General features: G+C 65.1%; 19 protein-coding genes and 2 tRNA genes. 12 read left to right on the forward strand and 9 right to left on the reverse strand.

Annotated features, from left to right (window positions below; genetic code table 11):
* The first annotated feature begins 94 nt into the window (after positions 1-94).
* The gene (locus V0R59_RS24015; RefSeq protein ID WP_330075298.1) at positions 95-1,969 is read left to right on the forward strand and encodes an MFS transporter; all 1,875 of its coding nucleotides are present in this window, start codon (positions 95-97) and stop codon (positions 1,967-1,969) included.
* Between the two features lie 7 nt (positions 1,970-1,976).
* On the opposite strand, the gene sugE is transcribed toward V0R59_RS24015, so the two are convergent.
* Positions 1,977-2,294, reverse strand: a complete 318-nt coding sequence (gene sugE / locus V0R59_RS24020; RefSeq protein WP_330075299.1) for a quaternary ammonium compound efflux SMR transporter SugE — start codon at positions 2,292-2,294, stop codon at positions 1,977-1,979.
* 150 nt (positions 2,295-2,444) lie between these two features.
* Positions 2,445-3,365, reverse strand: a complete 921-nt coding sequence (rdgC, locus tag V0R59_RS24025) for a recombination-associated protein RdgC (RefSeq protein ID WP_330075300.1) — start codon at positions 3,363-3,365, stop codon at positions 2,445-2,447.
* 159 nt (positions 3,366-3,524) lie between these two features.
* Between rdgC and V0R59_RS24030 the strand changes: the two genes are divergently transcribed.
* From V0R59_RS24030 to V0R59_RS24075, 10 genes are all read left to right on the forward strand, one after another.
* Positions 3,525-3,600 (forward strand) — tRNA-Val (locus V0R59_RS24030).
* Between the two features lie 16 nt (positions 3,601-3,616).
* Positions 3,617-3,693: transfer RNA gene (locus V0R59_RS24035), tRNA-Asp, on the forward strand.
* Between the two features lie 320 nt (positions 3,694-4,013).
* A complete protein-coding gene (locus V0R59_RS24040; RefSeq protein WP_330075301.1) occupies positions 4,014-8,006 on the forward strand; it encodes a bifunctional nitrate reductase/sulfite reductase flavoprotein subunit alpha in 3,993 nt (1,330 codons plus the stop codon).
* Between the two features lie 261 nt (positions 8,007-8,267).
* The gene (gene nirB / locus V0R59_RS24045) at positions 8,268-10,826 is read left to right on the forward strand and encodes a nitrite reductase large subunit NirB (RefSeq protein WP_330075302.1); all 2,559 of its coding nucleotides are present in this window, start codon (positions 8,268-8,270) and stop codon (positions 10,824-10,826) included.
* Positions 10,826-11,185, forward strand: a complete 360-nt coding sequence (gene nirD / locus V0R59_RS24050; RefSeq protein ID WP_330075303.1) for a nitrite reductase small subunit NirD — start codon at positions 10,826-10,828, stop codon at positions 11,183-11,185. Before nirB ends, nirD begins: the two co-directional genes overlap by 1 nt.
* Positions 11,186-11,233: 48 nt before the next feature.
* Positions 11,234-12,166 (forward strand): pca operon transcription factor PcaQ, encoded by a 933-nt coding sequence (gene pcaQ / locus V0R59_RS24055; protein WP_330075304.1) that lies wholly within the window; start codon positions 11,234-11,236, stop codon positions 12,164-12,166.
* Between the two features lie 176 nt (positions 12,167-12,342).
* Positions 12,343-13,113, forward strand: coding sequence for an FKBP-type peptidyl-prolyl cis-trans isomerase (locus V0R59_RS24060; protein ID WP_330075305.1), 771 nt, complete (start codon positions 12,343-12,345; stop codon positions 13,111-13,113).
* A 251-nt stretch (positions 13,114-13,364) separates the two neighbouring features.
* Complete coding sequence (locus V0R59_RS24065; protein WP_330075306.1) at positions 13,365-13,805, forward strand: YkvA family protein; 441 nt, start codon at positions 13,365-13,367, stop codon at positions 13,803-13,805.
* A 100-nt stretch (positions 13,806-13,905) separates the two neighbouring features.
* Positions 13,906-14,250, forward strand: coding sequence for a helix-turn-helix domain-containing protein (locus V0R59_RS24070; protein WP_330075307.1), 345 nt, complete (start codon positions 13,906-13,908; stop codon positions 14,248-14,250).
* On the forward strand, positions 14,247-14,615 hold the full coding sequence (locus tag V0R59_RS24075) for a hypothetical protein (RefSeq protein WP_330075308.1): 369 nt from the start codon (positions 14,247-14,249) through the stop codon (positions 14,613-14,615). Before V0R59_RS24070 ends, V0R59_RS24075 begins: the two co-directional genes overlap by 4 nt.
* A gap of 25 nt (positions 14,616-14,640) precedes the next feature.
* Here the strand turns inward: V0R59_RS24075 and V0R59_RS24080 are convergent, their stop codons facing one another.
* Together V0R59_RS24080 and V0R59_RS24085 are read right to left on the reverse strand one after the other, a co-directional pair.
* Positions 14,641-16,398 carry a bifunctional diguanylate cyclase/phosphodiesterase gene (locus V0R59_RS24080; protein WP_330075309.1) on the reverse strand — a complete coding sequence of 586 codons (1,758 nt, stop codon included), beginning with the start codon at positions 16,396-16,398 and terminating at the stop codon, positions 14,641-14,643.
* A gap of 134 nt (positions 16,399-16,532) precedes the next feature.
* Positions 16,533-18,614: a carboxy terminal-processing peptidase gene (locus V0R59_RS24085; RefSeq protein ID WP_330075341.1), complete on the reverse strand. Its 2,082-nt coding sequence runs from the start codon at positions 18,612-18,614 to the stop codon at positions 16,533-16,535.
* A 140-nt stretch (positions 18,615-18,754) separates the two neighbouring features.
* Between V0R59_RS24085 and V0R59_RS24090 the strand changes: the two genes are divergently transcribed.
* On the forward strand, positions 18,755-19,717 hold the full coding sequence (locus tag V0R59_RS24090) for an NAD(P)H-quinone oxidoreductase (RefSeq protein WP_330075310.1): 963 nt from the start codon (positions 18,755-18,757) through the stop codon (positions 19,715-19,717).
* 100 nt (positions 19,718-19,817) lie between these two features.
* Here the strand turns inward: V0R59_RS24090 and V0R59_RS24095 are convergent, their stop codons facing one another.
* The 5 genes from V0R59_RS24095 to V0R59_RS24115 are packed head-to-tail and all read right to left on the reverse strand — an operon-like array spanning position 19,818 to position 23,914.
* Complete coding sequence (locus tag V0R59_RS24095; RefSeq protein WP_330075311.1) at positions 19,818-20,471, reverse strand: HAD family hydrolase; 654 nt, start codon at positions 20,469-20,471, stop codon at positions 19,818-19,820.
* 22 nt (positions 20,472-20,493) lie between these two features.
* A complete protein-coding gene (locus tag V0R59_RS24100) occupies positions 20,494-21,483 on the reverse strand; it encodes an ABC transporter ATP-binding protein (protein ID WP_330075312.1) in 990 nt (329 codons plus the stop codon).
* 1 nt (position 21,484) lies between these two features.
* Complete coding sequence (locus tag V0R59_RS24105) at positions 21,485-22,282, reverse strand: ABC transporter permease (RefSeq protein ID WP_330075313.1); 798 nt, start codon at positions 22,280-22,282, stop codon at positions 21,485-21,487.
* A complete protein-coding gene (locus tag V0R59_RS24110; protein ID WP_330075314.1) occupies positions 22,269-23,111 on the reverse strand; it encodes an ABC transporter permease in 843 nt (280 codons plus the stop codon). The genes V0R59_RS24105 and V0R59_RS24110 overlap by 14 nt, the downstream gene beginning before the upstream one ends.
* Positions 23,108-23,914 carry an alkaline phosphatase family protein gene (locus V0R59_RS24115; RefSeq protein WP_330075315.1) on the reverse strand — a complete coding sequence of 269 codons (807 nt, stop codon included), beginning with the start codon at positions 23,912-23,914 and terminating at the stop codon, positions 23,108-23,110. Before V0R59_RS24115 ends, V0R59_RS24110 begins: the two co-directional genes overlap by 4 nt.
* Between the last annotated feature and the right edge of the window lie 173 nt (positions 23,915-24,087).

Here is a 24,087-nt window from a genome sequence, read left to right on the forward strand (position 1 = left end):
CGGGATCTGGCCCTGGGAAGGTGTTCTGCGGCAAAGTGTGGCTTTTCCCGCGCTCGGCGCCTCAAATCACAAAGCCCGACCAGGTACATGGACGATGAGCCACACCTCGCAGTTCACCTTGCTCAAGAAACGTCGCTTCTTGCCGTTCTTCATCACCCAGTCCCTGGGTGCCTTCAACGACAACCTGTACAAGCAGTCGCTGATCCTGGCGATTCTCTACAAGCTGAGCATCGGCGGCGACGGTTCGATGCTGGTCAACCTCTGCGCCTTGCTGTTCATCCTGCCGTTCTTCCTGTTCTCGGCCCTGGCCGGGCAGTTCGGCGAGAAGTACGCCAAGGACGCGCTGATTCGCACCATCAAGCTGGCCGAGGTGGTGATCATGGCCATCGGCGCCGTCGGCTTCCTTTATAACCAGCTGTGGCTGATGCTCCTGGCGCTGTTTGCCATGGGCACCCACTCGGCGCTGTTCGGTCCGGTCAAGTATTCGATCCTGCCCCAGGCCCTGCACGAGGAAGAACTGGTGGGCGGCAACGGCCTGGTGGAGATGGGCACCTTCCTGGCGATCCTGGCCGGGACCATCGCCGCCGGGGTGATGATGTCTTCCACTGCCTACGCCCCGGTGGTCGCCTGCGGCATCGTCCTCACCGCGGCCCTCGGTTACCTGGCCAGCCGCTTCATCCCCCGCGCCGCTGCCGCATCGCCGGAGTTGAAGCTGCAATGGAACATCTTCGCCCAGACCGGCGCCACCCTGCGCCTGGGCCTGGGCCAGACCCCGGCGGTGTCCCGCTCCATCGTCGGCAACTCGTGGTTCTGGTTCGTCGGCGCCATCTACCTGACCCAGATCCCGGCCTATGCCCAGATGTGGATGCACGGCGACGAAACCGTGGTCACCCTGATCCTCACCCTGTTCTCGGTGGGTATCGCCCTCGGCTCGCTGCTCTGCGAGCGTCTCAGCGGGCGCAAGGTGGAGATCGGCCTGGTGCCGTTCGGTTCGTTCGGGCTGACCCTGTTCGGCCTGCTCTGGTGGTGGCATTCCGGGGATATCCCGGCCGCTGCCGCGCCTTATGACTGGCTGGCCCTGCTGGGCATGGCCAAGGCCTGGTGGATCCTGCTGTCGATCGTCGGTCTCGGTGTGTTCGGCGGCTTCTACATCGTGCCGCTCTATGCACTGATCCAGGCACGCACCCCGGAAGACCAGCGGGCCCGGGTGATTGCCGCGAACAACATCCTCAACGCACTGTTCATGGTGGTCTCGGCCATCGTCACCATGCTCCTGCTCGGCGTGGCCGGGCTGGAGATCCCGCAGCTGTTCCTGGTGGTGTCGTTGCTCAACATCGCGGTCAACGGCTACATCTTCAAGATCGTCCCCGAGTTCAGCATGCGCTTCATGATCTGGCTGCTGAGCCATTCCATGTACCGGGTCAAGCACCGCGACCTGGAGCGGATCCCCGATGAAGGCGCGGCGCTGCTGGTGTGCAACCACGTGTCGTTCGTCGATGCCTTGCTGATCGCCGGGGCGGTGCGCCGGCCGATGCGCTTCGTCATGTACTACAAGATCTACAACCTGCCCGTATTGAACTTCGTGTTCCGTACCGCCGGGGCGATTCCCATCGCCGGGCGCAACGAAGACCGCGCCACCTACGACCGTGCCTTCGAGCGCATTGCCCACTACCTGGAGGAGGGCGAGCTGGTGTGCATCTTCCCCGAAGGCAAGCTGACCCTGGATGGCGAGATCGACGAGTTCAAGGGCGGCGTGCGGCTGATCCTCGAACGCACGCCGGTCCCGGTGATCCCGTTGGCGTTGCAAGGATTGTGGGGGAGTTTCTTCAGCCGGGATCCGGCCAAGGGTTTTTTCCGCCGCTTCTGGTCGCGGGTGACCCTGGTGGCCGGCACCGCGATTCCGGGGGAACAGGCGGAGCCGGCGCTGCTGCGTGAGCGGGTAGGGGAGTTGCGCGGGGAGATTCGCTAATAAGAGGTCAGCTTGCGCTGACCTTCAGGCCGACCAGGCCGGCGATGATCAACGCCACGCTGACCAGGCGCACCAGGGCCATGGATTCGCCGAACAGGATGATCCCGGCGATCACCGTGCCCACCGCGCCGACGCCGGTCCAGATGGCGTAGGCGGTGCCCAGCGGCAGTTCCTTCATGGCCAGGCCGAGCAGGCCGAGGCTGACGGCCATGGCGGCGACGGTGAGGACGGTGGGCAGGGGGCGGGTGAAGCCGTCAGTGTATTTCAGGCCGACAGCCCAGCCGACTTCGAAAAGGCCGGCGAAGAACAGGATGATCCAGGACATGGTGGGTACTCCATCAGGTGATGGGGCCGTCCCCGGATGTTCACGCGGTGCGTCGCGAGGCCGTCCTCGCAGTGCGCACTATAGTGCACATTTCCAGGGGCAAGGGCAAATCCACAGGACCAAGGGGCCGCCAGGCGGCCCCCGGGTATATCAGATTCCCTGCGGAATCTCTTCCCCACCCAGCGCCTCGAACAGCGCCGGCAGGAACTCGGTGAAGGTCAGCATCATCAGGGTGAAGCTGGCATCCAGCTGCCCCAGTGCTTCTTCACCGCCATCTTCCTCGGCCTGGTCCTGCAGCAGTTCCTCGAACTTCAGGCGCTTGATCACCGTCTTGTCGTCCAGCACGAACGACAGCTTGTCTTGCCAGGCCAGAGACAGCTGGGTGACCTGCTTGCCGGTGCCCAGGTGCATCTGGATCTCGTCGCTGGTCAGGTCCTGGCGCTTGCAGCGGACGATGCCGCCGTCTTCGTGGGTGTCGCGCAGTTCGCATTCGTCCAGCACGTGGAAGTCGGGCGCGGCCTGCTGGTTCTTCACCCAGTCGGTCATGGTCGCGCTCGGGGCGATCTTCACGGTCACCGGACGCACCGGCAGCGAGCCCATGACTTCACGCAGGGTCGACAGCAGGTCTTCGGCACGCTTGGCGCTGGCCGAGTTGACCAGGATCAGGCCCAGCTTCGGCGCGATGGCGGCGAAAATCATCGCCCGACGAATGAAAGCGCGGGGCAGGAAGGCCTGGACGATCTCGTCCTTGATCTGGTCGCGTTCCTTCTTGTAGACCTTGCGCATCTGCTCGGCCTCGATCTCTTCTACCTTCTCCTTGACCGCGTCGCGCACGACACTGCCTGGCAGGATGCGTTCTTCCTTGCGCGCGGCGATCAGCAGGAAGTCACCACTGACGTGCACCAGCGGCGCGTCCTCGCCCTTGCCGAACGGAGCGACGAAGCCATAGGTGGTCAACTCCTGGCTGGCGCATGGGCGGGCAGGCTTGCTGGCGAGGGCCGCTTCCAGCGCTTCGGCGTCGAACGGGATGTCCTGGGTCAGGCGATAGCTCAGCAGGTTTTTGAACCACATGGGGCGAATCTCTCCTCATTACATAAGGGGGGCATTATTCTCCGAGCGACGCTTCCAGGCCAACCCCGCTAAGTCGTTGGAACGCCTGAAAAATTTTTTTCAAAAAGTGCTTTACAGACCCTGGGGTGCTCCGTAGAATGCGCGCCACACCGAGACGATGGGTGATTAGCTCAGCCGGGAGAGCATCTGCCTTACAAGCAGAGGGTCGGCGGTTCGATCCCGTCATCACCCACCACTTCTCAGTGTTACGCGCAGCGGTAGTTCAGTCGGTTAGAATACCGGCCTGTCACGCCGGGGGTCGCGGGTTCGAGTCCCGTCCGCTGCGCCATATTCGCTTCCAGGGCCCACTGAACACCCGGAAGCAACAGAGAAAGCGACCTTAGGGTCGCTTTTTTTGTTTCTACCTTTCCTTCTTCGCGCTGCGTTGGTGCACGGCTCACCACGGCGGTGCAGCGATCGTCACCCTGTTTCCCTTCAAACTCCCTGAATCCGGGCTTGCGGCTGTTCTGGCGCGTCCCTTGCTTTGTCCTGCCTATCAGGCAATCAACGTCGATTGCCCCATTCACGACAAAGGCGCCGTGTCGCTCCCCTGTTCATTCAGGCCGGAGCGGCAGGGCGCCTTTTTGTTTTTGCGAGGGAGTCAGGGTCATGGCCAGCACGACGGTGCGCAGTGTCTGCCCGTATTGCGGTGTCGGTTGCGGCATCGTCATGAGCGTGGCGGACAACCAGGTCATCAAGGTCAGCGGCGACAAACAGCACCCGAGCAATTTCGGCCGGCTGTGCACCAAGGGCCTGAGTTGCCACCAGCCGCTGCGCGAGTCCGGGCGCATGGAACACGCCTGGTTGCGCGACCAGCGCCAGCGCGACCCGGCGCGCCTGGGCATGGATGCGGCCATCGAACAGACCGCCCGGCGCCTGCGCGGGATCATCGATGAGCATGGTCCTGACGCCGTGGCGCTGTACGTGTCCGGGCAGATGTCGCTGGAAGCCCAGTACCTGGCCAACAAGCTGGTGAAGGGCTTTATCCGCAGCCGCCATATCGAATCCAACTCGCGCCTGTGCATGGCCAGCGCCGGCAGTGGCTACAAGCTGTCCCTGGGCGCCGACGGGCCGCCGGGCAGCTACCAGGATTTCGACAAGGCCGAGGTGTTCTTCGTCATCGGCGCGAACATGGCCGACTGTCATCCGATCCTCTTCCTGCGCCTGCTCGACCGCCTCAAGGCCGGCGCCCGCCTGATCGTGGTCGACCCGCGGCGCAGCGCCACGGCGGACAAGGCCGACCTGTTCCTGCAGATTCGCCCCGGTACCGATCTCGCGCTGATCAATGGCTTGCTGCACCTGCTTCACCAGAATGGCCATACCGACGGCGCGTTCATCCAGCGCTACACCGAAGGCTGGGACGAGATGCCGGCCTTTCTCGCCGACTACACCCCGGCGCGGGTGGCGGACATCACCGGGCTCGACGAAGCCGCCATCCGCCAGGCCGCGGCCTGGATCGGCGAAGCCAAGGACTGGATGAGCTGCTGGACCATGGGCCTGAACCAGAGCATCCACGGCACCTGGCACACCAACGCGCTGTGCAACCTGCACCTGGCCAGCGGGGCGATCTGCCGACCAGGCAGCGGACCCTTCTCGCTCACCGGTCAGCCCAATGCCATGGGCGGGCGGGAAATGGGCTACATGGGGCCTGGGCTGCCGGGGCAGCGCTCGGCGCTGGTGGAGGCGGACCGGCAGTTCGTCGAGCGGCTATGGGAGATTGCGCCCGGTAGCCTGCGGGCGGAAGCGGGCGAGGGCACCATCGGCCTGTTCGAGCGCATGGCGGCCGGCGAAGTGAAGGCCTGCTGGATCATCTGCAGCAATCCGGTGGCCAGCGTCGCCAATTGCCAGCGGGTGATCGACGGGCTGCGTGCGGCGGAACTGGTGATCAGCCAGGACGCCTTTCTCGACACGGAAACCAACCGCTACGCCGACATCCTCCTGCCCGCCGCGCTGTGGGCCGAGTCCGAAGGGGTGATGATCAATTCCGAACGCAACCTGACCCTGACCACCAAGGCGGTGGAGCCGCCCGGCGAGAGCCTGCCCGACTGGCAGATCATTGCCCGTGTCGCCTGTGCCATGGGCTACGCGCAAGGCTTCAGCTACGCCAGTGCGCAAGAGGTGTTCGACGAGATCCGCCGGGCCTGGAACCCGGCCACCGGCTACGACCTGCGGGGCCTGGACTACGCAAGACTGCGCTCTGGCCCGCAACAATGGCCCTGCGAGCCGGGGCGGGAGGATAGCCGCAGTCCGCTGCGCTATCTCAACAACGGCTTGAGCCAGACGCAAAGGCTGGATGCCGGGGATATCGTCTTCCCTACCTCCAGCGGCAGGGCGCGTTTCTTCGCCCGTCCGTGGCTGCCGCCTGCAGAACTCCCGGACGAAAACTACCCGTTGGTCCTCAATACCGGCCGCGTCCAGCACCAGTGGCACACCCTCACCAAGACCGGCAAGGTCGCCAGCCTGAACAAGCTTGAGCCCGGACCCTTTCTGGAAATCCACCCGGACGACGCTGCCGCCCTCGGCATTGCCGAGAAGGACCAGGTCGAGGTGCGGTCGCGGCGCGGACAGGCCGTGCTGCCCGCGCGGATCACCACGCGGATGATGCCTGGTAACTGCTTTGCGCCGTTCCACTGGAACGATCTCTATGGCGAGCAACTGGCGATCAACGCGGTGACCTGCGACGCGGTCGATCCGCTGTCGCTGCAACCCGCCTTCAAGCACTGCGCCGTGGCTCTGACCCGGGTCGGCGGTGAGCGCCTCGATGTCCTGCAACTCGATCCCGCCATTCCCGAGGAGACCCGGTCGATGCCTACCGATACCCTGCGTCAGGTCCTTGGCCTGGGCGCCGTGCCTGCGCTGACCCTGGCCGAGGGCGAACAGCACTATCTGCAGGGCTTCCTGCTCGGCCTGGATGCGGCGCGCCACGACGGCGTGCCGACCCTGCCGGCCAACGCACCGCTGGCGCCCGCGCGGCGACTGTTCATCGACGGCGTGCTCGCGGGCCTGTATTCCCGCAGCACCGCCGCGGCGTTGCCGGCGCCGGTCGAAGCGCCGCCCAGCCCGCCGCACTGGGTACTCTGGGCCTCGCAGACCGGCAACAGCGAGGCCCTGGCCGAACGTTGCGCCGCGCACCTGCGGGAGGCAGGACTGGCGGTGCAACTGGAATGCATGGAAGCCGCTCAACCTGAACGGATCGGCGAGGCCGCGAGCCTGCTGCTTATCACCAGCACCTTTGGCGATGGCGACGCCCCGGACAGCGCCGCAGCGTTCTGGCAGGCGTTGCAGGGCGAGCCCGGCGACTGGGCGAAGCGGCCCTACGCGGTGCTGGCGCTGGGGGACTCCAGCTACGACCAGTTCTGTGGCTTCGGCCGCAAGCTCGACCAGCGCCTTGCCGAACTGGGGGGGCAGCGGCTGCTGGAACGGGTCGAATGCGAGCCGGATTTCGACGAACCCTTCGCTGGCTGGTTGCAGGCGCTGACGGCGAAGCTGGCGCAAGGAGCGGTGCCGGTGGCCGAGGTCGAAAAAGCGGCGTTCGCCAGGCAGTCACCGTTGCCCGCACGACTTCTGGAAAACCGCCTGCTCAACGGGCCCGGGGCGAGCAAGGAAACCCGGCAGATCGTCTTCGACCTGGGCGACAGCGGGTTGTCCTACCAGGCCGGTGATGCCTTGGGCGTATGGCCGCGCAACTGTCCGGCGCTGGTGGAGGAAATCCTCGCGTGCAGCGGGCTGGACGCCGATGTCGAGGTCTCGCTCAAGGGACAGGCGCCGATGACGCTGCGCGAGGCGCTGGGCGGTTATCTGGAGATCGGCCGGGTCACGCCACAGTGGCAGGAGCGCTTCGCCGCCTCGCACCAGGGGTTTCCCAAGGACAAGGACGCCCTGTGGGGGCGGCAACTGGCGGACCTGCTCGTCGAGTTCCCGCTGTCGTTGCCGCTGGCGGACTGGCTGGCCCTGCTCAAGCCGTTGCAGCCGCGGCTGTACTCCATCAGTTCCAGTCCGCGCAAGCATCCGCGCCAGGTGCACCTGACGCTGTCGACGGTGCGCTACGGCCAGCGCAAGGGCGTGTGCTCGACCTTCCTCGCGGATCGTGCCGGCGAGATGCAGGTGGCCATCTTTCCCCAGCCGTCGGCGCATTTCCACCTGCCCGAGGACGATGGCCGGCCGGTGATCATGGTCGGCCCGGGGACGGGGATCGCGCCGTTTCGGGCCTTTCTCCAGGAGCGTGAGGCGCGGGGGGCGAGCGGGCGCAACTGGCTGTTCTTCGGCGAGCAGCGCGAGGCCTGTGACTTCTACTACCGCGACGAGTTGCTGGCGTGGCGTGAGAGCGGCTTGCTGACCCGGCTGGACACGGCGTTCTCGCGGGACCAGGAGGAAAAGATCTACGTGCAGCAGCGCATGCGCGAGCAGGGGGCAGAGCTGTGGCGCTGGTTACAGGACGGGGCTTGCTTCTATGTCTGCGGCGATGCCGGGCGGATGGCTCGGGATGTCGATGCGGCGTTGCAAGCGCTGGTCGCGGAGCAGGGCGGGATGAGCGCGGCGGATGCGGCCGAGTATGTTGCCCGGATGGGGCGGGACAGGCGGTATCTGCGGGATGTGTATTGATGCTGGTGGATGCCTCAACATGCTGCGAATCAGCGCTTCCTGCACCAGCCTGGTTCAAAAAAGCCAGTGGAAACCCCTTGAATCCTTGATTCCTGGCCAATTCCGCACTTGGCACACTCCCTGCTTTTAATCATGCACAACGTCCGGGTGGTCAACGTCGATCACCAAAACGGACCATAACGATACAGAACCAGGCAAAGGCGCCTGGAGCTTCGGCTCCAGGCGCCTTTTTTGTGCTTTTCATACCGTGAGGATCCAGGCATGAACGCCATCGCGTCCATCGAACAACGAGAAAAGCTGGTCATCGTCGGCAACGGCATGGTCGGCCACCACTGCGTCGAGCAACTGATCGAGCGCGGCGCCCTGGCCCGTTTCGAGGTGCGGGTGTTCGGCGAGGAGCGCCAGCGCGCCTATGACCGCGTGCACCTGTCGGAATACTTCAGCGGCAGCGATGCCGAGGCGCTCGCGCTGGGTGACGCCGAGCTGTATGCCACGCCGGGTGTCACCCTGCACCTGGGCGAAGCGGTGCTGGAACTCGATCGCGAGCGTCGCGAAGTGGTCACTGGCAACGGTCGCTATCCCTATGACCGCCTGATCCTTGCCACCGGTTCCTATCCCTTCGTGCCCCCGATCCAGGGCTCGGAGGGCGCGGCCCGGCTGGTCTATCGCACCCTGGACGACCTCGACGGGATCCGCGCCGCCGCAGCCAGTGCGCGGCGCGGCGTGGTGGTCGGCGGCGGCTTGCTCGGCCTGGAGGCGGCCAATGCCCTGAAGTCGCTCGGTCTGGAAGCCCACGTGGTGGAATTCGCCCCGCGCCTGATGCCGGTGCAACTGGACGGCGAGGGCGGTGCCGCGCTGCGCGCGCGGATCGAGGCGCTGGGCGTCGGCGTGCATGTGTCACGGGCGACCCAGGCCATCGTCGCCGGCGAAGAGCATCGCTACCGGATGAATTTTGACGGCGGCGAGTTCCTTGAAACCGACCTTGTCGTGTTCTCCGCGGGCATCCGTCCGCAGGACACCCTGGCCCGCGCCTGCGGCCTGGAGGTGGCGCCCCGTGGCGGGGTGGTGATCGACGGCGACTGCCGCAGCAGCGACCCGCACATCTACGCCATCGGTGAATGCGCGTCATGGAACGGCAGCGTGTTCGGCCTGGTCGCCCCCGGCTACGCCATGGCGCGCAACCTTGCCGCAGCGCTGGCGGGACAGGCGGCTACAGCCTTCAGCGGTGCCGACATGTCGACCAAGCTCAAGCTGCTCGGCGTCGATGTCGGTTCCATCGGCGATGCCCACGGCGCAACCCCGGGCGCCCGCAGCTATCGCTTCATCGACGAGGGCGGCAGCAGCTATCGCCGGCTGGTTCTCGACGCCAGCGGCAAGCGGGTGATCGGTGCGGTGCTGGTGGGCGACAACAGCTACTACGACACCCTGTTGCAGTACGTGCAGAACGGCATCGCCGTGCCCGTTGATCCGGCCGCCCTGATCCTGCCGCAGACGGGCGGTGCGCCGGCCCTAGGCGCCGACGCCTTGCCGGACAGCGCGACCATTTGCTCCTGCCACAACGTCAGCAAGGGCGCGGTGTGCGCCGCCATCGACGGCGGCTGCGGCGACCTGGCGGCGCTGAAGAGCTGCACCAAGGCGGCCACCGGCTGCGGCGGTTGCGCGGCCCTGCTCAAGCAGGTCTTCGAGCACGAGTTGAGCGCCCGCGGGGTCAGTGTCGACAAGAGCCTGTGCGAGCACTTCGCCTACACCCGCCAGGAGCTCTACGCGCTGGTGCGGGTCGAGGGCATCCGCGATTTTGCCGAGCTGCTGGCCAGGCATGGCAAGGGCCATGTCGGCTGCGACATCTGCAAGCCGACCGTCGGCTCGATCCTGGCCTCGTGCTGGAACCAGCCGATCATGGACCCGTCGCTGGTGCCGCTGCAGGACACCAACGACACCTTCATGGCCAACATGCAGAAGAACGGCACCTACTCGGTGGTGCCACGGATCCCGGGCGGCGAGATCACTCCGGACAAGCTCATCGTGATCGGCGAGGTGGCGAAGAAATACGACCTCTACACCAAGATCACCGGCGGCCAGCGCATCGATCTGTTCGGCGCGCAGTTGCACGAGTTGCCGCTGATCTGGGAAGAGCTGATCGCCGCCGGCTTCGAGACCGGACATGCCTACGGCAAGTCGACGCGCACGGTGAAGTCCTGCGTCGGCAGCACCTGGTGCCGCTATGGCGTGCAGGACAGCGTGAAGATGGCCTTGCTTCTGGAAGACCGCTACAAGGGCCTGCGTTCGCCGCACAAGCTCAAGTTCGCCGTGTCCGGCTGCACCCGCGAATGCGCCGAGGCGCAGAGCAAGGACATCGGCGTGATCGCCACCGAGAAGGGCTGGAACCTGTACGTCTGCGGCAATGGCGGCATGCGTCCACGGCATGCCGAACTGTTCGCCACCGACCTTGATGATGAAACCCTGGTGCGCCTGATCGACCGCGTGCTGATGTTCTACATCCGCACCGCCGACAAGCTGCAGCGCACCTCGGTCTGGCGCGAGGGTCTGGAGGGCGGGCTGGACTACCTCAAGCAGGTGATCATCGACGACAGCCTGGGTCTTGCGGTCGAGCTGGAAGCGCAGATGCAGCATGTGGTCGAGCGCTACGAATGCGAATGGGCCAATGCCCTGAAGGACCCGGAAAAGCTCAAGCGCTTCCGGACCTTCGTCAACGACCGCCGCGCCGACCCGGGCGTGCACTTCGTCCGCGAACGCGGGCAACGCCGGCCGATCGCGGCGGCGGAACTTCACTTGATCCCGACCACCGAGGAGGTGCTCTGATGAGCCTGTCGAATGTTGCTGTGAAATCGCCGGACGCCTGGACGCCGGTGTGTGCCGAAACCGACCTGGTGGCCAGTTCCGGTGTGGTGGTCTGGCATGAGGGGGCGCAGGTGGCGCTGTTCCACGTGCCGGGAGCGGAGACCGAGCTGTACGCCATCGACAATCATGACCCGCGCTCCGGGGCCAATGTGATCGGTCGCGGCCTGGTGGGCAGCATGCACGGCGAGCTGGTAGTGGCGGCGCCGTTGTACAAGCAGCATTTCCGGTTGCGCGATGGGCGCTGCCTGGAGGACGAGGGGCAGGTGCTGCGGGTGTGGCCGGTTCGGTTGAAGGGCGGGCTGGTCGAGATTGGCATGTGATTCCTCGGGGCCGCCAGGCGGCCCCGAATGCGGATACACTTCCCACCCATGAACCTCGACACCCGCATCAAGTTTCGCCACCTCCTGTGCTTTCTCGAGATTGCCCGCCAGGGCAGTTTCGCCAAGGCGGCGGACGCTGTGGCCATCTCCCAGCCGGCGATTTCCAAGACCCTCAAGGAACTGGAAGACCTGCTCCAGACCCGCCTGTTCGAACGCGGCAAGCAGGGCGTCGAGCTGACCCCGGCGGGAGTGCGCTTCATGCGCTACGCCGGCCCCTGCGTGCAGGCCCTGCGCGAAGGGGTGAGCAGCCTGCGCGGCGAGGAGCATGCACCGCCGCAGGTGCGCGTCGGCGTGCTGTCGACCGTGGAAAGCCTGCTGATGCCGGAAGTCATCCGCCGCCTGCACCAGCGCCACGCCGCCCTGGTGGTCAGTGTCGCCACCGGACCCAGCGCCCATCTGCTGGCGCAACTGCATGTCGGCGAACTGGACCTGGTGATCGGGCGCATGACCGACAGCCCGCAGATCCAGGGCCTGCTGTTCGAGCACCTGTACAGCGAATCGATGTCGCTGGTGGTGCGCCCGGGTCATCCGCTGCTCGCCAGCCTGCCTCTGGAGCGCGCTCGCCTGGGCGACTATCCGCTGGTCCTGCCGCTGGCCGGCACCACCATCCGCAAGCATGCCGACAGCCTGTTCGTGCAGTGCGCCATCGAGCAGCCGCGGCAACGCCTGGAAACCCTGTCGCCGGCTCTCAGCCGGCGCTATGTGCAGGGCAGCGACGCGGTCTGGGTAGCGCCCCGGGATGCGGTACGGGTCGACCTCGACCGCGGCGAACTGCATGAGCTTGACCTGGGTGTCAGCGAGCCCGGTGGCTCGGTGGGTATCTGCAGCAATGCGGCCTTGCCGTCGCCGCTTCCGGCGCAGTGGCTGTGTGAAGTGTTGCGCGAAGTTGCAGCGCAATACCGGGATGGCGACTACCCTTGAACGCGGCAGCCCGACCATGCTGGCCCTGTGCCGGAGCACTCCATGAAGAACTCTTCATATAACTGAACTTATAGGACTTTTCTCGTTCCTATTGCCGGTAGCCATTGGTCGTGGCCGCCTGATATTCTCGCGGCTTTACCCCGAATGCCCCATTGGCGCATGAACAAGGAAATAGCATGAAACAGCATCGGTTGGCGGCTGCGGTTGCCCTGGTTAGCCTGGTACTGGCGGGTTGCGATTCGCAGACCAGCGTCGAGCTGAAGACCCCGGCACAGAAAGCCTCCTATGGCATCGGCCTGAACATGGGCAAGAGCCTGGCTCAGGAAGGCATGGACGATCTCGATTCCAAGGCTGTGGCCCAGGGTATCGAAGACGCCATCGGCAAGAAGGAACAGCGCATCAAGGACGAGGAGCTGATCGAAGCCTTCGCCTCGCTGCAGAAACGCGCCGAGGAGCGCCTGACCAAGCTGAGCGAAGAATCCGCTACCGCTGGCAAGAAATTCCTCGAAGAGAACGGCAAGAAACCTGGCGTGGTCACCACCGCTTCCGGCCTGCAGTATGAAGTCGTGAAGAAGGCCGACGGCGCCCAGCCCAAGCCGACCGACGTGGTCACCGTTCACTACGAAGGCAAGCTGATCGACGGCAAGGTGTTCGACAGCTCCGTCGAGCGCGGCGCGCCGATCGACCTGCCGGTCAGCGGCGTGATCCCGGGCTGGGTCGAAGGCCTGCAACTGATGCACGTCGGCGAGAAGGTCAAGCTGTTCATCCCGTCCGACCTGGCCTACGGTGCGCAGAGCCCGAGCCCGATGATCCCGGCCAACTCGGTCCTGGTCTTCGACCTCGAACTGATCGGCATCAAGGACCAGGCCAAGCTGGACGCGCCTGAGACGGACGCTGCACCTGAAGCTGCCGCCCCGGCAGCTGAAGAAAAAGCTCCGGCCAAGTAATCACGCCGTTGCTGTTGTCCAACGCCCCGTAGCCACGGGGCGTTGTCGTTTTTGCGCCAGGGCGATCGCTTGTGACAAGCTTCACAAAAGCTTCCGCAAAACGATTGCGCAATGAAACAAGTGTGTAAAAAACGCCCGATTTAACCCCGGCCCTTGCCCGCCGGGAGCCTTGGGCCGGAAACGAAGCTCTGTTCACAAGGTTATCCACAATTAATGTGGATAACCTTCCCGGCACCGCCGATGGAGGACGTATGAAAGCACCGTGGAATTTCGCCCGCTTCCTGCCTCTTGCCGAGCGCCTGCTCAGCCGTGGCCGCTTGCCGGCGCTGCTGTTCGCCGTTGCCCGCAAAGGCCCGCGCCTGGGCCAGCTGAAGGAAGATGTGCGCCTGCTGCAGGCCCTATGCGTGGCCTGGTGGCGTGGCGAGTACCGGGCCATCAGCCCGAAGGCACTGGTGACCATCGTCGCCGGCCTGCTGTATTTCGTCAGCCCGCTGGACGCCATCCCGGACTGGCTGCTGGGCGTCGGCCTGCTCGACGACATTGCCGTGCTCGGCTGGGTCCTCAAGACCGTCAGCGACGAACTGGAGGCCTTCCGTGCCTGGCGCCAGCGCCAGTCGCCGGAAAAGCTGCGGGTGGTCGAGCGCCTGCCGGACACGCCGGAAGCCCTGCGCCTGGAGCAAAATCACAGCTGACAAGCGCGGCGTGCTGCAATTCCCCCGTTGGCTGGTAATATTATTGGCATAACGATTATGCCTACAGATTACATGCGAGAAGTCCGACAAGGGGGTTGTAATGGCTATTCAGGTTATCAGCCGAGATGGTCAACCCGAGTACGCGGTTGTTCCCTGGGATCACTACCAGGCGTTACTCAAGGCGGCGGGTCAACCGGAAGCGGTTGCACCTGGCGTTGAAACCAGCAGCGAAGCATCCACCACTACGGCCAGCGCGCCAGCCTTCAGCGAGCTGGCCGCGTTGCGTCAGGCCAAGGGCATCGCTGCCGAGCAATTGGCGCGCAAGGTCGGGATCAGCCCGGCGTACCTGGCGATGATCGAAAGCGGCGAGCGCCTGCCTGACTCGGCAATCCGCCGCAGCCTGGCCTGGGAGCTGGGATTGCCGGGCTGGAGCGATCCGTCATGAGCGCCGTGCGGATCAGCCGACAGCACTGGGAGGGGTTGCTTGGCGAGCTGGATGTCGCCCGCCGGCAACGCCATCTGCTCACCTACCGCGCGCTGCTGGAGCGCCTGCAACTGCCGAGCCCGGCGATGCAGACCCTGACCGCCGCCCTGGAATACCTCGCGGTGCTGGATGCCCGGGCCGAACAGCCATTGCGCAGTTCACTGGTGATCAGCCAGGGCGCGAGCCGCCTGCCCAGAACCGGGTTCTTCGAATGCGTGGAGCGGCTGGGGCGCTTTTCCGGACCGTCGGATGGCATGGCGGCGGCGTCGTGGCATGCGTCGGAGGTGGTGCGGGTGTTCGAGTTCTCCTACCCCGAAGAAGATTGAGACTGCAAGGGCCTTGCAAGGCCCTTCAGGCCGCCGCCGTATCGATCAGGTACACACTGGCCCCTGCCACTTCCTTGGCATGGTGCTTGGCCTGCGACGCCAGGTCCGCCAACTGATCCGCATCCAGTTGCGCGCAGGCCTCCGGGCGCAACTGCACCACCCCGATCGACAATGACAGCAACGGAAACTCCTGGCGCTGTCCCAGCCGGTTGTGGGCGATGAAACATCCCGCTTCCAGATGTTCGCCCCGGTAGAAACGCCGGCACTGCCTGGCGAACGCCTCCAGCAGCAGGTTCAGGCGCTGCTCCCAATCCTGCGAACCCAGCACCAGCATGAAATCGTCACCGCCGATATGCCCGACGAAATCCCGGCTCGGGTCGACCCGTTCGTTCAGGCACTGCGCCAGGCATAGCAACACCTCGTCGCCCCTGGCGTAGCCGTAGATATCGTTGAAGGGCTTGAAGCTGTCGATGTCCACGTAGCAGATCACCGCCTGGCGCTGCTGCTGCAGCAGGCGCGCCAGGCACTGCTGGATCGGCACGTTGCCCGGCAACAGGGTCAGCGGGTTGGCATAGCGGGCTTGCTGGATCTTTTGCTCGGTGATCAGCTTGAGCACGTCGATCACCCGGCCCAGGCCGACATAGCGGCCCTGGTGGGTGATGATGAAATCTTCCTCGATGCGCTGCCGTGCGCGGCTGGTGAGCAGGCGGCTGACGGTCTGCAGCGACTGGGTCAGCTCCACGGCGAGGAAGTCGTCGCTCATCAGCCGGCTGATCGGCTTGCGTGCGAACAGGTCGGTGGCGAACGGCTTGAGCAGGGCATCGGACAGGCTATGGCGATGGACGATGCCACACGGGCGCTCCTGCTCGTCCAGCACCGCCAGCGAGTTGAGGTTGGCCTGGCGGCGGAAGGCTTCCAGCACCAGCGGCGTTGCGGTATTGCCGGTGACCGCCGGTTGCTCGATCAACAGCGCGCCCAGATCCGAAACTTCCTCCGCCAGCACCGGCAGGTTGCTCGGCACCGGTCCCGGCAGCAACTGGCTGGCATCCCGCGGCGGGTGTTCCTGCGGCCGGCAGATCAGGTAGCCCTGGACCAGGTCCACGCCCATCTCGGTCAGCACCGCCAGTTCCTCGGCCAGCTCGATGCCTTCGGCGATCACCTGGGCGCGGGAGGCCTTGGCGATCTGCAGGATGGAGCCGACGAACTCGCGCTTGACCGGATCGAGGTGGATACCGTCGATGAAATGGCGGTCGATCTTCACGTAGTCCGGGCGCAGCTCCGACCACAGGCGCAGGCTGGAATAGCCGGCGCCGAGGTCGTCGAGGGCGATGGAGAAGCCCATGTCGCGGTAGTGGTGCAGGGCGTTGTAGAGCAGCTGGAAGTCGTCGGTCGGGGTCTGCTCGGTCAGCTCGATGACCACCTGGCTGGCGGGGATGCCCAGGTTGTGCAGCAATTTGATCGTTTGCCCGGACTGGTATTGCGGCTCCAGCAGCGACTCCGGCGAGACGTTGAGGAACAGCTTGCCGTCGAGGGTCTGCTGGCTGAAGCGCCGGCAGGCACTTTCCCGGCAGGCGATTTCCAGCTCGGTCAGGCGACCGGCGTGGCGGGCCACGGCGAACAGGTTGATCGGCGAATGCAGCGGGCTGTTGGACGGGCCGCGGCTCAGTGCCTCGTAGCCGAGGATGCGCCGTTCGGAGAGGCAGACGATAGGCTGGAACAGGCTGTGCAAGCCGCCTTGAGTCAGGATGGAACTCAAAGCGCTGAGCTGTTCAGTCATGGTCATATCGTTACTACCTTGAAAAAAAAGGGACTGAGCGAGGTACGCTCAGTCCCTTATTTCACGACAGTTTGATGACTGTTTAATGACGCAATGCCATCACTTCATGGTATTTCGCCATTAACGATTCAGCGTCGTCTTCAGTGCTTGGCCACCGCCGAATTGAGGCTCAGGTAGTCCAGCAGGATGCGCCCGGTCTCGCTCAGGTAGGCGTCGTCCTCCGGCTTGCTGTCGTCCTGTTCGGCAGGGATCGCGTCCTCGTCTTCCTTCTTCAGTTCCTTCAGCGGTTCCTCGCCCTTGGCCTTGCGGCGGATGTTCTCCAAGGCCAGTTGCTTGCCTTCGATGTCGGTGTGCTGGGCGCGGCGCTCTTCCTCGTTGAGGCTGACGGTCTTCTCGTTCATCAGCTTCTGGGTCAGGGCCAGGCGGTCGCGGATGTAGACGAACTCGGCGTCCTTGGCACTGCGCTGGTCATGACGCTCCTTGAGCTGGGCGAGGAACGGCTTGAACGGATCGCTGGCCGGCTTGATCGCGGCGCGGATGGTGTCCCACGGCATTGCCTCGGGCAGGGCGCTTTCGCCGATTTCCTTGGTGTCGATGATCGACGGGTAGTCGATGTCCGGCAGCACGCCCTGGTGCTGGGTGCTCTGCCCGGAGACCCGGTAGAACTTGGCCAGGGTCAGTTTCAGCTCGCCGTGGTTGAGCGGCTGGATGGTCTGCACGGTGCCTTTGCCGAAGGTCTGGCCACCGATGATCAGGGCGCGGTGATAGTCCTGCATGGCGCCGGCGAAGATCTCCGAGGCCGAGGCGGACAGGCGGTTCACCAGCAGCGCCAGCGGGCCTTTGTAGAAGGCACCGGTGTTCTCGTCTTCGAGCACGTCGACGCGGCCGTCGCTGTTGCGCACCAGCACGGTCGGGCCCTTGTCGATGAACAGGCTGGTCAGCTCGGTGGCTTCCTGCAGGGAGCCGCCGCCGTTGTTGCGCAGGTCGATGACCACGCCGTCGACTTTTTCCTTTTGCAGCTCGGTGAGCAGCTTCTTCACGTCACGGGTGGTGCTCTTGTAGTCCGGGTCGCCGGCACGGTAGGCCTTGAAATCGAGATAGAAGGCCGGGATCTCGATGATGCCGAGCTTGTAGTCGCGGCCATCCTGCTTGAGGTTCAGCACCGATTTCTTCGCCGCCTGCTCTTCAAGCTTCACGGCTTCGCGGGTGATCGAGACGATCTTGCTGGTCTGGTCGTTCGGCGCGTTGCTCGCCGGGATCACTTCCAGGCGCACCACCGAGCCTTTCGGACCGCGGATCAGCTTGACCACTTCGTCCAGGCGCCAGCCGATCACGTCGACCATTTCCTTGTCGCCCTGGGCGACACCGACGATCTTGTCGGCAGGGGCGACCTGCTTGGTCTTGGCCGCAGGGCCTGCCGGCACCAGGCGGACGATCTTGACCTGGTCGTTGTCGCTCTGCAGCACCGCGCCGATGCCTTCCAGCGACAGGCTCATGTTGATGTCGAAGTTTTCCGCATTGTCCGGCGACAGGTAGTTGGTGTGCGGATCGTAGGACTGGGCGAAGGTATTGATGTAGGCCTGGAAGATGTCTTCCGAGCGGGTCTGGTCGAGGCGCGAGAGCTGGTTCTTGTAGCGCTTGGTCAGCAGCTCCTGGATGGCCTTGGGTTCCTTGCCGGCGATCTTCAGCCGCAGGACTTCGTCCTTCAGACGTTTGCGCCAGAGGTCGTCGAGGTCGGCCTCGGTCTTGATCCAGGGGGCGTCCTTGCGGTCCACCAGCAGGGTTTCATGGGCGCTGAAGTCGATCTTGTCGACCCCCTTGCCCAGCTCGGCCAAGGTGAAGTCGAGACGGGATTTCACCCGGTCCAGGTAGCGCTTGTAGATGTCGAAGCCCGGCTGCAGGTTGCCGCTCTTGAGGAAGTCGTCGAACTGGGTCTTCCACTTGTCGAACTCGGCGATGTCGCTGGCCAGGAAGTAGCTGCGCGCCGGATCCAGCAGCTTGATGTAGCTGTCGTAGATGATGACCGAGCGTGCGTCGTTCAGCGGCGGCTTGCTGTAGTGATGGCGCTTGAGCAGCTCGACCACGTTGAGGCTGGCGACCACCTGGTCGCGGTCCGGTTGCAGCGAATCCCATTTGTTGGCGGCCAGTGCATCGCTTGCCAGAGGCAGGCTGCCAAGGCCGATCAACAGGGCGAGAGCGGTGCCGGGGAGAAATTGCTTCAAGCCGATTCGACGCAGGGACAATTCATAACGCATAGTGGGCCGTCTTTGATTCGCCGGTTCCAGAAGAGCCGGTCGCATAATGCAAAAAGCCTGGCGCTACAAGCGCCAGGCTCGGTCTTGACATCAACTATGGAGGCACTGTGAAGGCATTGCAAGGCGTTGACGGACATGTGGAGTGGGTTGAGGCGACAAGTCCAACCTGCGATGTAGGTCAAGTACGAATTCGTGTAGCCGCCGCCGGCCTCAACCGTGCCGACCTGTTGCAGCGTGCCGGGCTCTATCCGCCGCCGCCTGGGGCCAGCGAATACCTGGGCCTGGAATGCTCCGGGGTGATCACCGAGGTGGGCGCCGGTTCGTCGTGGCAGGTGGGCGACCGGGTTTGCGCGCTGCTCGCCGGCGGTGGCATGGCCGAGGAAGTGGTGGTGGACGCCCGTCACGTGTTGCCGGTGCCGGAGGGGCTGAGCCTGCACGAGGCGGCCGCGGTGCCGGAGGTGTATGCCACGGCCTGGCTCAACCTGTTCCAGCTCGGTGGCCTCAAGCCTGGCGAGAAGGTGCTGTTGCATGCTGGCGCCAGCGGTGTCGGCTCGGCGGCGATCCAGCTGTGCAAGGCCTTCGGCAGTCCCTGCTGGGTCAGTGTCGGCTCGGCCGATCGCCTGGCCTACTGCGAGTCGCTGGGTGCCAGCGGCGGCGTGCTGCGCGGCGATGACCTGGAGGCGCTGAACGACTTCGCGCCATTCGACGTGGTGCTGGATCCGGTGGGGGCCAGCTACACCGCGCTGAACCTCAAGGTGCTGGGGCGTGACGGGCGCTGGGTGATCATCGGCCTGATGGGTGGGCGCAAGGCGGAGCTGGACCTGGCCCTGATCCTCGGCAAACGTATCCAGGTGACCGGCTCGACGCTGCGCAACCGTGACGATCAGTTCAAGGCGGACCTGCTCAGCGACCTGCACCAGCAGGTCTGGCCGCTGTTCGCTGAAGGTCGCCTGAAGCCGCAGCTGGTGGGCAGCTATGCGGTGGCGGATGCGCAGTCGGCGTTCGAGGAACTGGCGGGGAACCAGGTGTCCGGGAAACTGGTTCTGGTGGTCGATCCGGCGCTGAATTGATAGCCGACCCTGTGGGAGCGGGTTCACCCGCGATCACGGTAGTGAATCCACCATCGCTATCGCGGGTGAACCCGCTCCCACAGGGGCTTTGCCAAACCCTTCAGGTCCAGGCCAGCACCGGCCAGCCATTCTTCTCTGCATGCTCGCGCAACACCGCATCCGGGTTCACCACATGCGGATGGTCCACCTTCAGCAGCAACGGCAAGTCATTGCGCGAGTCTGAATAGAAACTCGCCCCCTCCAGGTTCTCTTCTTCCTGATCCAGCCACTCCAGCAAGCGGGTGATCTTGCCCTCGCGGTAGGTCAGCACGCCTTCGGTACGGCCGGTATAGACCCCGTTCACCACTTCCAGGTTGATCGCCAGGAACTCATCGATGCCCAGCCGCGCCGCAATCGGCCCCACCAGGTGATTGCCCGAGGCGGAGATCACCAGGATACGGTCGCCGTTGCGTCGGTGCTCGGCGATGACACGGCAGGCGTCGCTGAAGATGATCGGCTCGATGAAGTCTTCGACCCACGGCTCCACCAGGTGCTCGACTTCCTCCGGCGTGCGCCCGGCCACCGGCTCCAAGCTGAAGGCCATGTAGTCCTCCATGGCCAGGTGACCCTTGCCGTAGGCCTCCATCAGCTCATGGTCGCGGCGCAGGAAGGATTCGCCGTCGACCCAGCCCAGGCGGGCCATCTGCTCGCTCCACAGCGAGGCGCAGTCGCCGTGGATCAGGGTTTCGTCGAGATCGAAGATCGCTAAAGCCATTCAAGAAAACTCCCGTGCACCCCTACGCGACTTCGCGCAGGGCAGTTGGATCGATCGACAAGGATACCCGTTGTCCGTCCGGATAGAGATCGGCAGACGAGCGGTTGAGCACGTCCACCAGCAACTCCACGCCCCGGGCCTCGACCCGGTAGCGAATGATGTTGCCGAGCAGGCTGTGGCTGCGCACCTGGCCGTCGAGGGCGCCGTCCAGGCTCAGGGCGATGGCTTCCGGGCGGATCGCCAGGCGGCTGTGTACCGGGCGCTCCAGCAGGCGGCTGGCGCTCTCGGCATCGAGCAGGTTGTAGTTGCCGATGAAGCCGGCGGCGAAGGCGTCCACCGGGGCCGTGTAGAGGGTCTCGGCGTCGCCGCTCTGGACGATCTTGCCCTGGTTCATCAGGAAGATGCGGTCGGACATGGTCAGCGCTTCCTCCTGGTCGTGGGTGACGAAGACGGTGGTCAGCCCCAGCTCGCGCTGGATGCTGCGGATCTGCTCGCGCAGGTGCTTGCGGATGCGCGCGTCGAGGGCCGACAGCGGCTCGTCGAGCAGCAGCAGGCGCGGGCGGGTCACCAGCGAGCGGGCCAGGGCCACGCGCTGGCACTGGCCGCCGGACAGCTGGTGCGGGTAGCGCCCGGCGAAGTCCTGCAGCTCGACCATGCGCAGGGCTTCGTCGACCCGGGTCTGGCTGTCCTGGCCGCTGACCTTCTGCATGCGCAGGCCGAAGGCGACGTTCTGCGCCACGGTCATGTTGGGGAACAGCGCGTAGCTCTGGAACACCATGCCGATCCCGCGTTTCTGCGGGCTCTGCGGCACCAGGTCGTGGCCGTCGAGGAGGATCTGGCCGCTGTCCACCGGGGTCAGCCCGGCGATGCAGCGCAGCAGGGTCGACTTGCCGCAGCCGGAAGGGCCGAGCAGGGTGATGAACTCGCCGCGGGCGATGGTGAAGTTGATGTCCTTGAACACCGGACTGCCGGCGTAGGTCTTTTCCAGGTTCTGGATGCTGACGAAGCTCATTTCAGGTCTTGTCCTTGTTCAGGCGGTTGGCTGCCCAGGTCAGCACCAGCACGAAGAGGAAGTAGGAAATCACCAGGGCACTGTTGAAGTGGCCACTGCTGTTGCGCATGTTGTTCAGGTAAACCTGCAGGGTCTCGTAGCGGGTACCCACCAGCAGGTTGGCGAAGACGAACTCGCCGAAGAGGAAGGAAAACGACAGCAGCAACGCCACCATCAGGCCCTTGCGAAGATTCGGCAGGACCACCAGGAACGCCGCCTGCCAGGTGCTTGCGCCGAGCAACTGGGCGGCGTCCATCAGGTCGCGCAGGTTGATCGCCTGGAGGTTGTTGGTGATCGCCCGGTACATGAATGGCAGGGCGACGGTGAAGTAGCAGCCGATGAGGATCCACGGCGTGCCGACCATGGCCATCGGTCCGGAGCCGTAGAGCTGCAGCAGGCCCACCGAGGACACCACCGGCGGCACCGCGAAGGGCAGCAGGATGAGGATGTTCATCAGCCCGTCGAGCTTGGGAAAGTGGTAATGCACGACGAACAGCAACGGCAGGATCAACAGCACCGACAACAGCAGGGCGCCCACGCAGACCAGCAGCGACTGGGCGAAGGCGGTGAGGAAGCGCGGATCGCTCCACAGTGCCAGGTACCACTTGAAGGTCAGTCCGCTGGGCAGCAGGCTCGCCGACCAGCTGGTGGCCAGGGAGTAGAGCAGGGTGCCGGCCAGCGGCAGGAGCAGGATCAGGAACAGCACCCACACCACCAGGCGGTGGTACAGGCCGCTGCGGCCAGGTTCAGCGCGCGACATGGTAGCTCCTCTTCAGCAGCCATTGGTGGACCAGGGTCACCAGGGTCATCAGGCCGACCAGGATGATCGCCAGGGCGCTGGCCAGGTTCGGGTCCAGGGAAATGTCGCCGGCCACCAGGGCGGCGATGCGGATCGGCAGCACGTTGAAGTTGCCGGTGGTCAGGGCGTACACCGTGGCGTAGGCGCCGAGGGCGTTGGCCAGGAGGATGACGAAGGTGCCCAGCAGCGCCGGAGTCAGCACCGGCAGGCCGATGTGCCGCCAGTACTGCCAGGCATTGGCGCCGAGCAACGCGGCGGACTCGCGCCAGTCTTCGCGCAGGGCGTCGAAGGCCGGGTAGAGCAGGAGCACGCCGAGGGGAATCTGGAAGTAGGTGTAGAGGATGATCAACCCGGTCTTGGAATACAGGTTGAAGTCCTCGATCAGCCCGGCCTGCTTCAGGGCCATGGTCAGGGCGCCGTTGAAGCCCAGCAGGATGATGAAGGCGAATGCCAGCGGTACCCCGGAGAAGTTGCTGGTCATGTTGGCGAAGGCGTTGACGAAGTCGCGCAGGCGCGAATCGACACGCTGCAGCGAATAGCTGCCGAGCACCGCGATGAGGATGCCGAACAGGCTCGACCAGAAGCTGATCTCCAGGCTGTGCTGGATCGCCTGGCGATAGAACTTCGAGGCGAAGATCTTGCTGAAGTTGTCCAGGCCCCAGCCGCTTTCGGCCTGCAGGCTGTGGATCGCCACCCAGGCCAGCGGGGCGATCTGGAAGATGATGAAGAATACGGCGAAGGGCAGCAGGCACAGCAGGGCCAGCCATTTGCCACGAGAAAACGGATTCACGAGAGCAGCTCCCGGCAGACGGGTTTGTCATGGGCCACGCCGAGCAGCTGGCAGATGGTGCCGCACAGGTCGGTTTGCAGGGGCTTGGCATTGGGATCGAGGCTGAAGCCGTCGCCGAAGACGAACAGCGGCACGTCGCGTTCTTCCGGCAGCAGGCCGTTGTGCGAACGGTCGTTGTTCATGCCGTGGTCGGCGGTGACCAGCACCTGGTAGCCGTCGGCGAGCCAGGTGGCCAGGTAGTCGGCCAGGATGATGTCGGCGCTGCGCGCGCTGTTGCGGTACTGGCTGCTGTCCAGACCGTGGCGGTGGCCGGCGTCATCGATGTTCATCGGGTGCACCAGCATGAAGCCGGGGCGGTACTTGCGCCGCAGGTACTCGGCGTCGGCGAACAGGTGCGAGTCCGGGTAGTGATCGGCGTAGTAGAACAGACCGTGCTGGATCGGCAGTTTCGGCGCGTGGGTGTGGCGGTCGCGCACCGGGTCGAACGGGCTGCGGTTGTACAGCTCGCTGACCCAGTGATAGGCCGCCGCCGCCGTGCCGACCCCGCCTTCGCGGGCGTAGTGGAAGATGCTGCGCTGGTTGGACAGGCGCGACACCTGGTTGTGCACGATGCCGCTGTCGATCGGTGGCACGCCGGTGAGGATGCATTCGTACAGCGGGCGGGACAGCGCCGGCAGTTCGCATTCGAGGCGATACAGGGCGGCGCGGTCGGCCTCGACGTAAGCGTGCAGGTGGCCCATGGCGTGGTGGGCGACCTGGTGGTTGAGGCCGTCGAGGAGGACCAGGATGACGTTGTGGTTCATGAAGGGCTCCGAAGGACCATGTGTGCAGCTTTGCGCGGTCCGTGTGGGAGCGGGGGGGCCCCCCCGCGTGCCCGGGGCGCGAACCCCGGGGTCCCGCGCGGGGGCCCCGCCCCCCCCGCCGCCCGCCCACCCCCCCCCCCCGCCGGGGGGAGACCGGGCGGAGCCCGGCTCGG

Origin of the sequence: Pseudomonas ulcerans (assembly GCF_036324125.1) — a bacterium.
In the GTDB taxonomy this organism is placed as follows: Bacteria; Pseudomonadota; Gammaproteobacteria; order Pseudomonadales; family Pseudomonadaceae; genus Aquipseudomonas; species Aquipseudomonas ulcerans.

What these genes read in the sequence shown, in the direction of transcription:
- V0R59_RS24015 (WP_330075298.1), top strand. Translation starts at nt 95, where the DNA reads ATGAGCCACACCTCGCAGTTCACCTTGCTCAAGAAACGTCGCTTCTTG.
- sugE (WP_330075299.1), bottom strand. Translation starts at nt 2,294, where the DNA reads ATGTCCTGGATCATCCTGTTCTTCGCCGGCCTTTTCGAAGTCGGCTGG.
- rdgC (WP_330075300.1), bottom strand. Translation starts at nt 3,365, where the DNA reads ATGTGGTTCAAAAACCTGCTGAGCTATCGCCTGACCCAGGACATCCCG.
- V0R59_RS24040 (WP_330075301.1), top strand. Translation starts at nt 4,014, where the DNA reads ATGGCCAGCACGACGGTGCGCAGTGTCTGCCCGTATTGCGGTGTCGGT.
- nirB (WP_330075302.1), top strand. Translation starts at nt 8,268, where the DNA reads ATGAACGCCATCGCGTCCATCGAACAACGAGAAAAGCTGGTCATCGTC.
- nirD (WP_330075303.1), top strand. Translation starts at nt 10,826, where the DNA reads ATGAGCCTGTCGAATGTTGCTGTGAAATCGCCGGACGCCTGGACGCCG.
- pcaQ (WP_330075304.1), top strand. Translation starts at nt 11,234, where the DNA reads ATGAACCTCGACACCCGCATCAAGTTTCGCCACCTCCTGTGCTTTCTC.
- V0R59_RS24060 (WP_330075305.1), top strand. Translation starts at nt 12,343, where the DNA reads ATGAAACAGCATCGGTTGGCGGCTGCGGTTGCCCTGGTTAGCCTGGTA.
- V0R59_RS24065 (WP_330075306.1), top strand. Translation starts at nt 13,365, where the DNA reads ATGAAAGCACCGTGGAATTTCGCCCGCTTCCTGCCTCTTGCCGAGCGC.
- V0R59_RS24070 (WP_330075307.1), top strand. Translation starts at nt 13,906, where the DNA reads ATGGCTATTCAGGTTATCAGCCGAGATGGTCAACCCGAGTACGCGGTT.
- V0R59_RS24075 (WP_330075308.1), top strand. Translation starts at nt 14,247, where the DNA reads ATGAGCGCCGTGCGGATCAGCCGACAGCACTGGGAGGGGTTGCTTGGC.
- V0R59_RS24080 (WP_330075309.1), bottom strand. Translation starts at nt 16,398, where the DNA reads ATGACCATGACTGAACAGCTCAGCGCTTTGAGTTCCATCCTGACTCAA.
- V0R59_RS24095 (WP_330075311.1), bottom strand. Translation starts at nt 20,471, where the DNA reads ATGGCTTTAGCGATCTTCGATCTCGACGAAACCCTGATCCACGGCGAC.
- V0R59_RS24100 (WP_330075312.1), bottom strand. Translation starts at nt 21,483, where the DNA reads ATGAGCTTCGTCAGCATCCAGAACCTGGAAAAGACCTACGCCGGCAGT.
- V0R59_RS24105 (WP_330075313.1), bottom strand. Translation starts at nt 22,282, where the DNA reads ATGTCGCGCGCTGAACCTGGCCGCAGCGGCCTGTACCACCGCCTGGTG.
- V0R59_RS24115 (WP_330075315.1), bottom strand. Translation starts at nt 23,914, where the DNA reads ATGAACCACAACGTCATCCTGGTCCTCCTCGACGGCCTCAACCACCAG.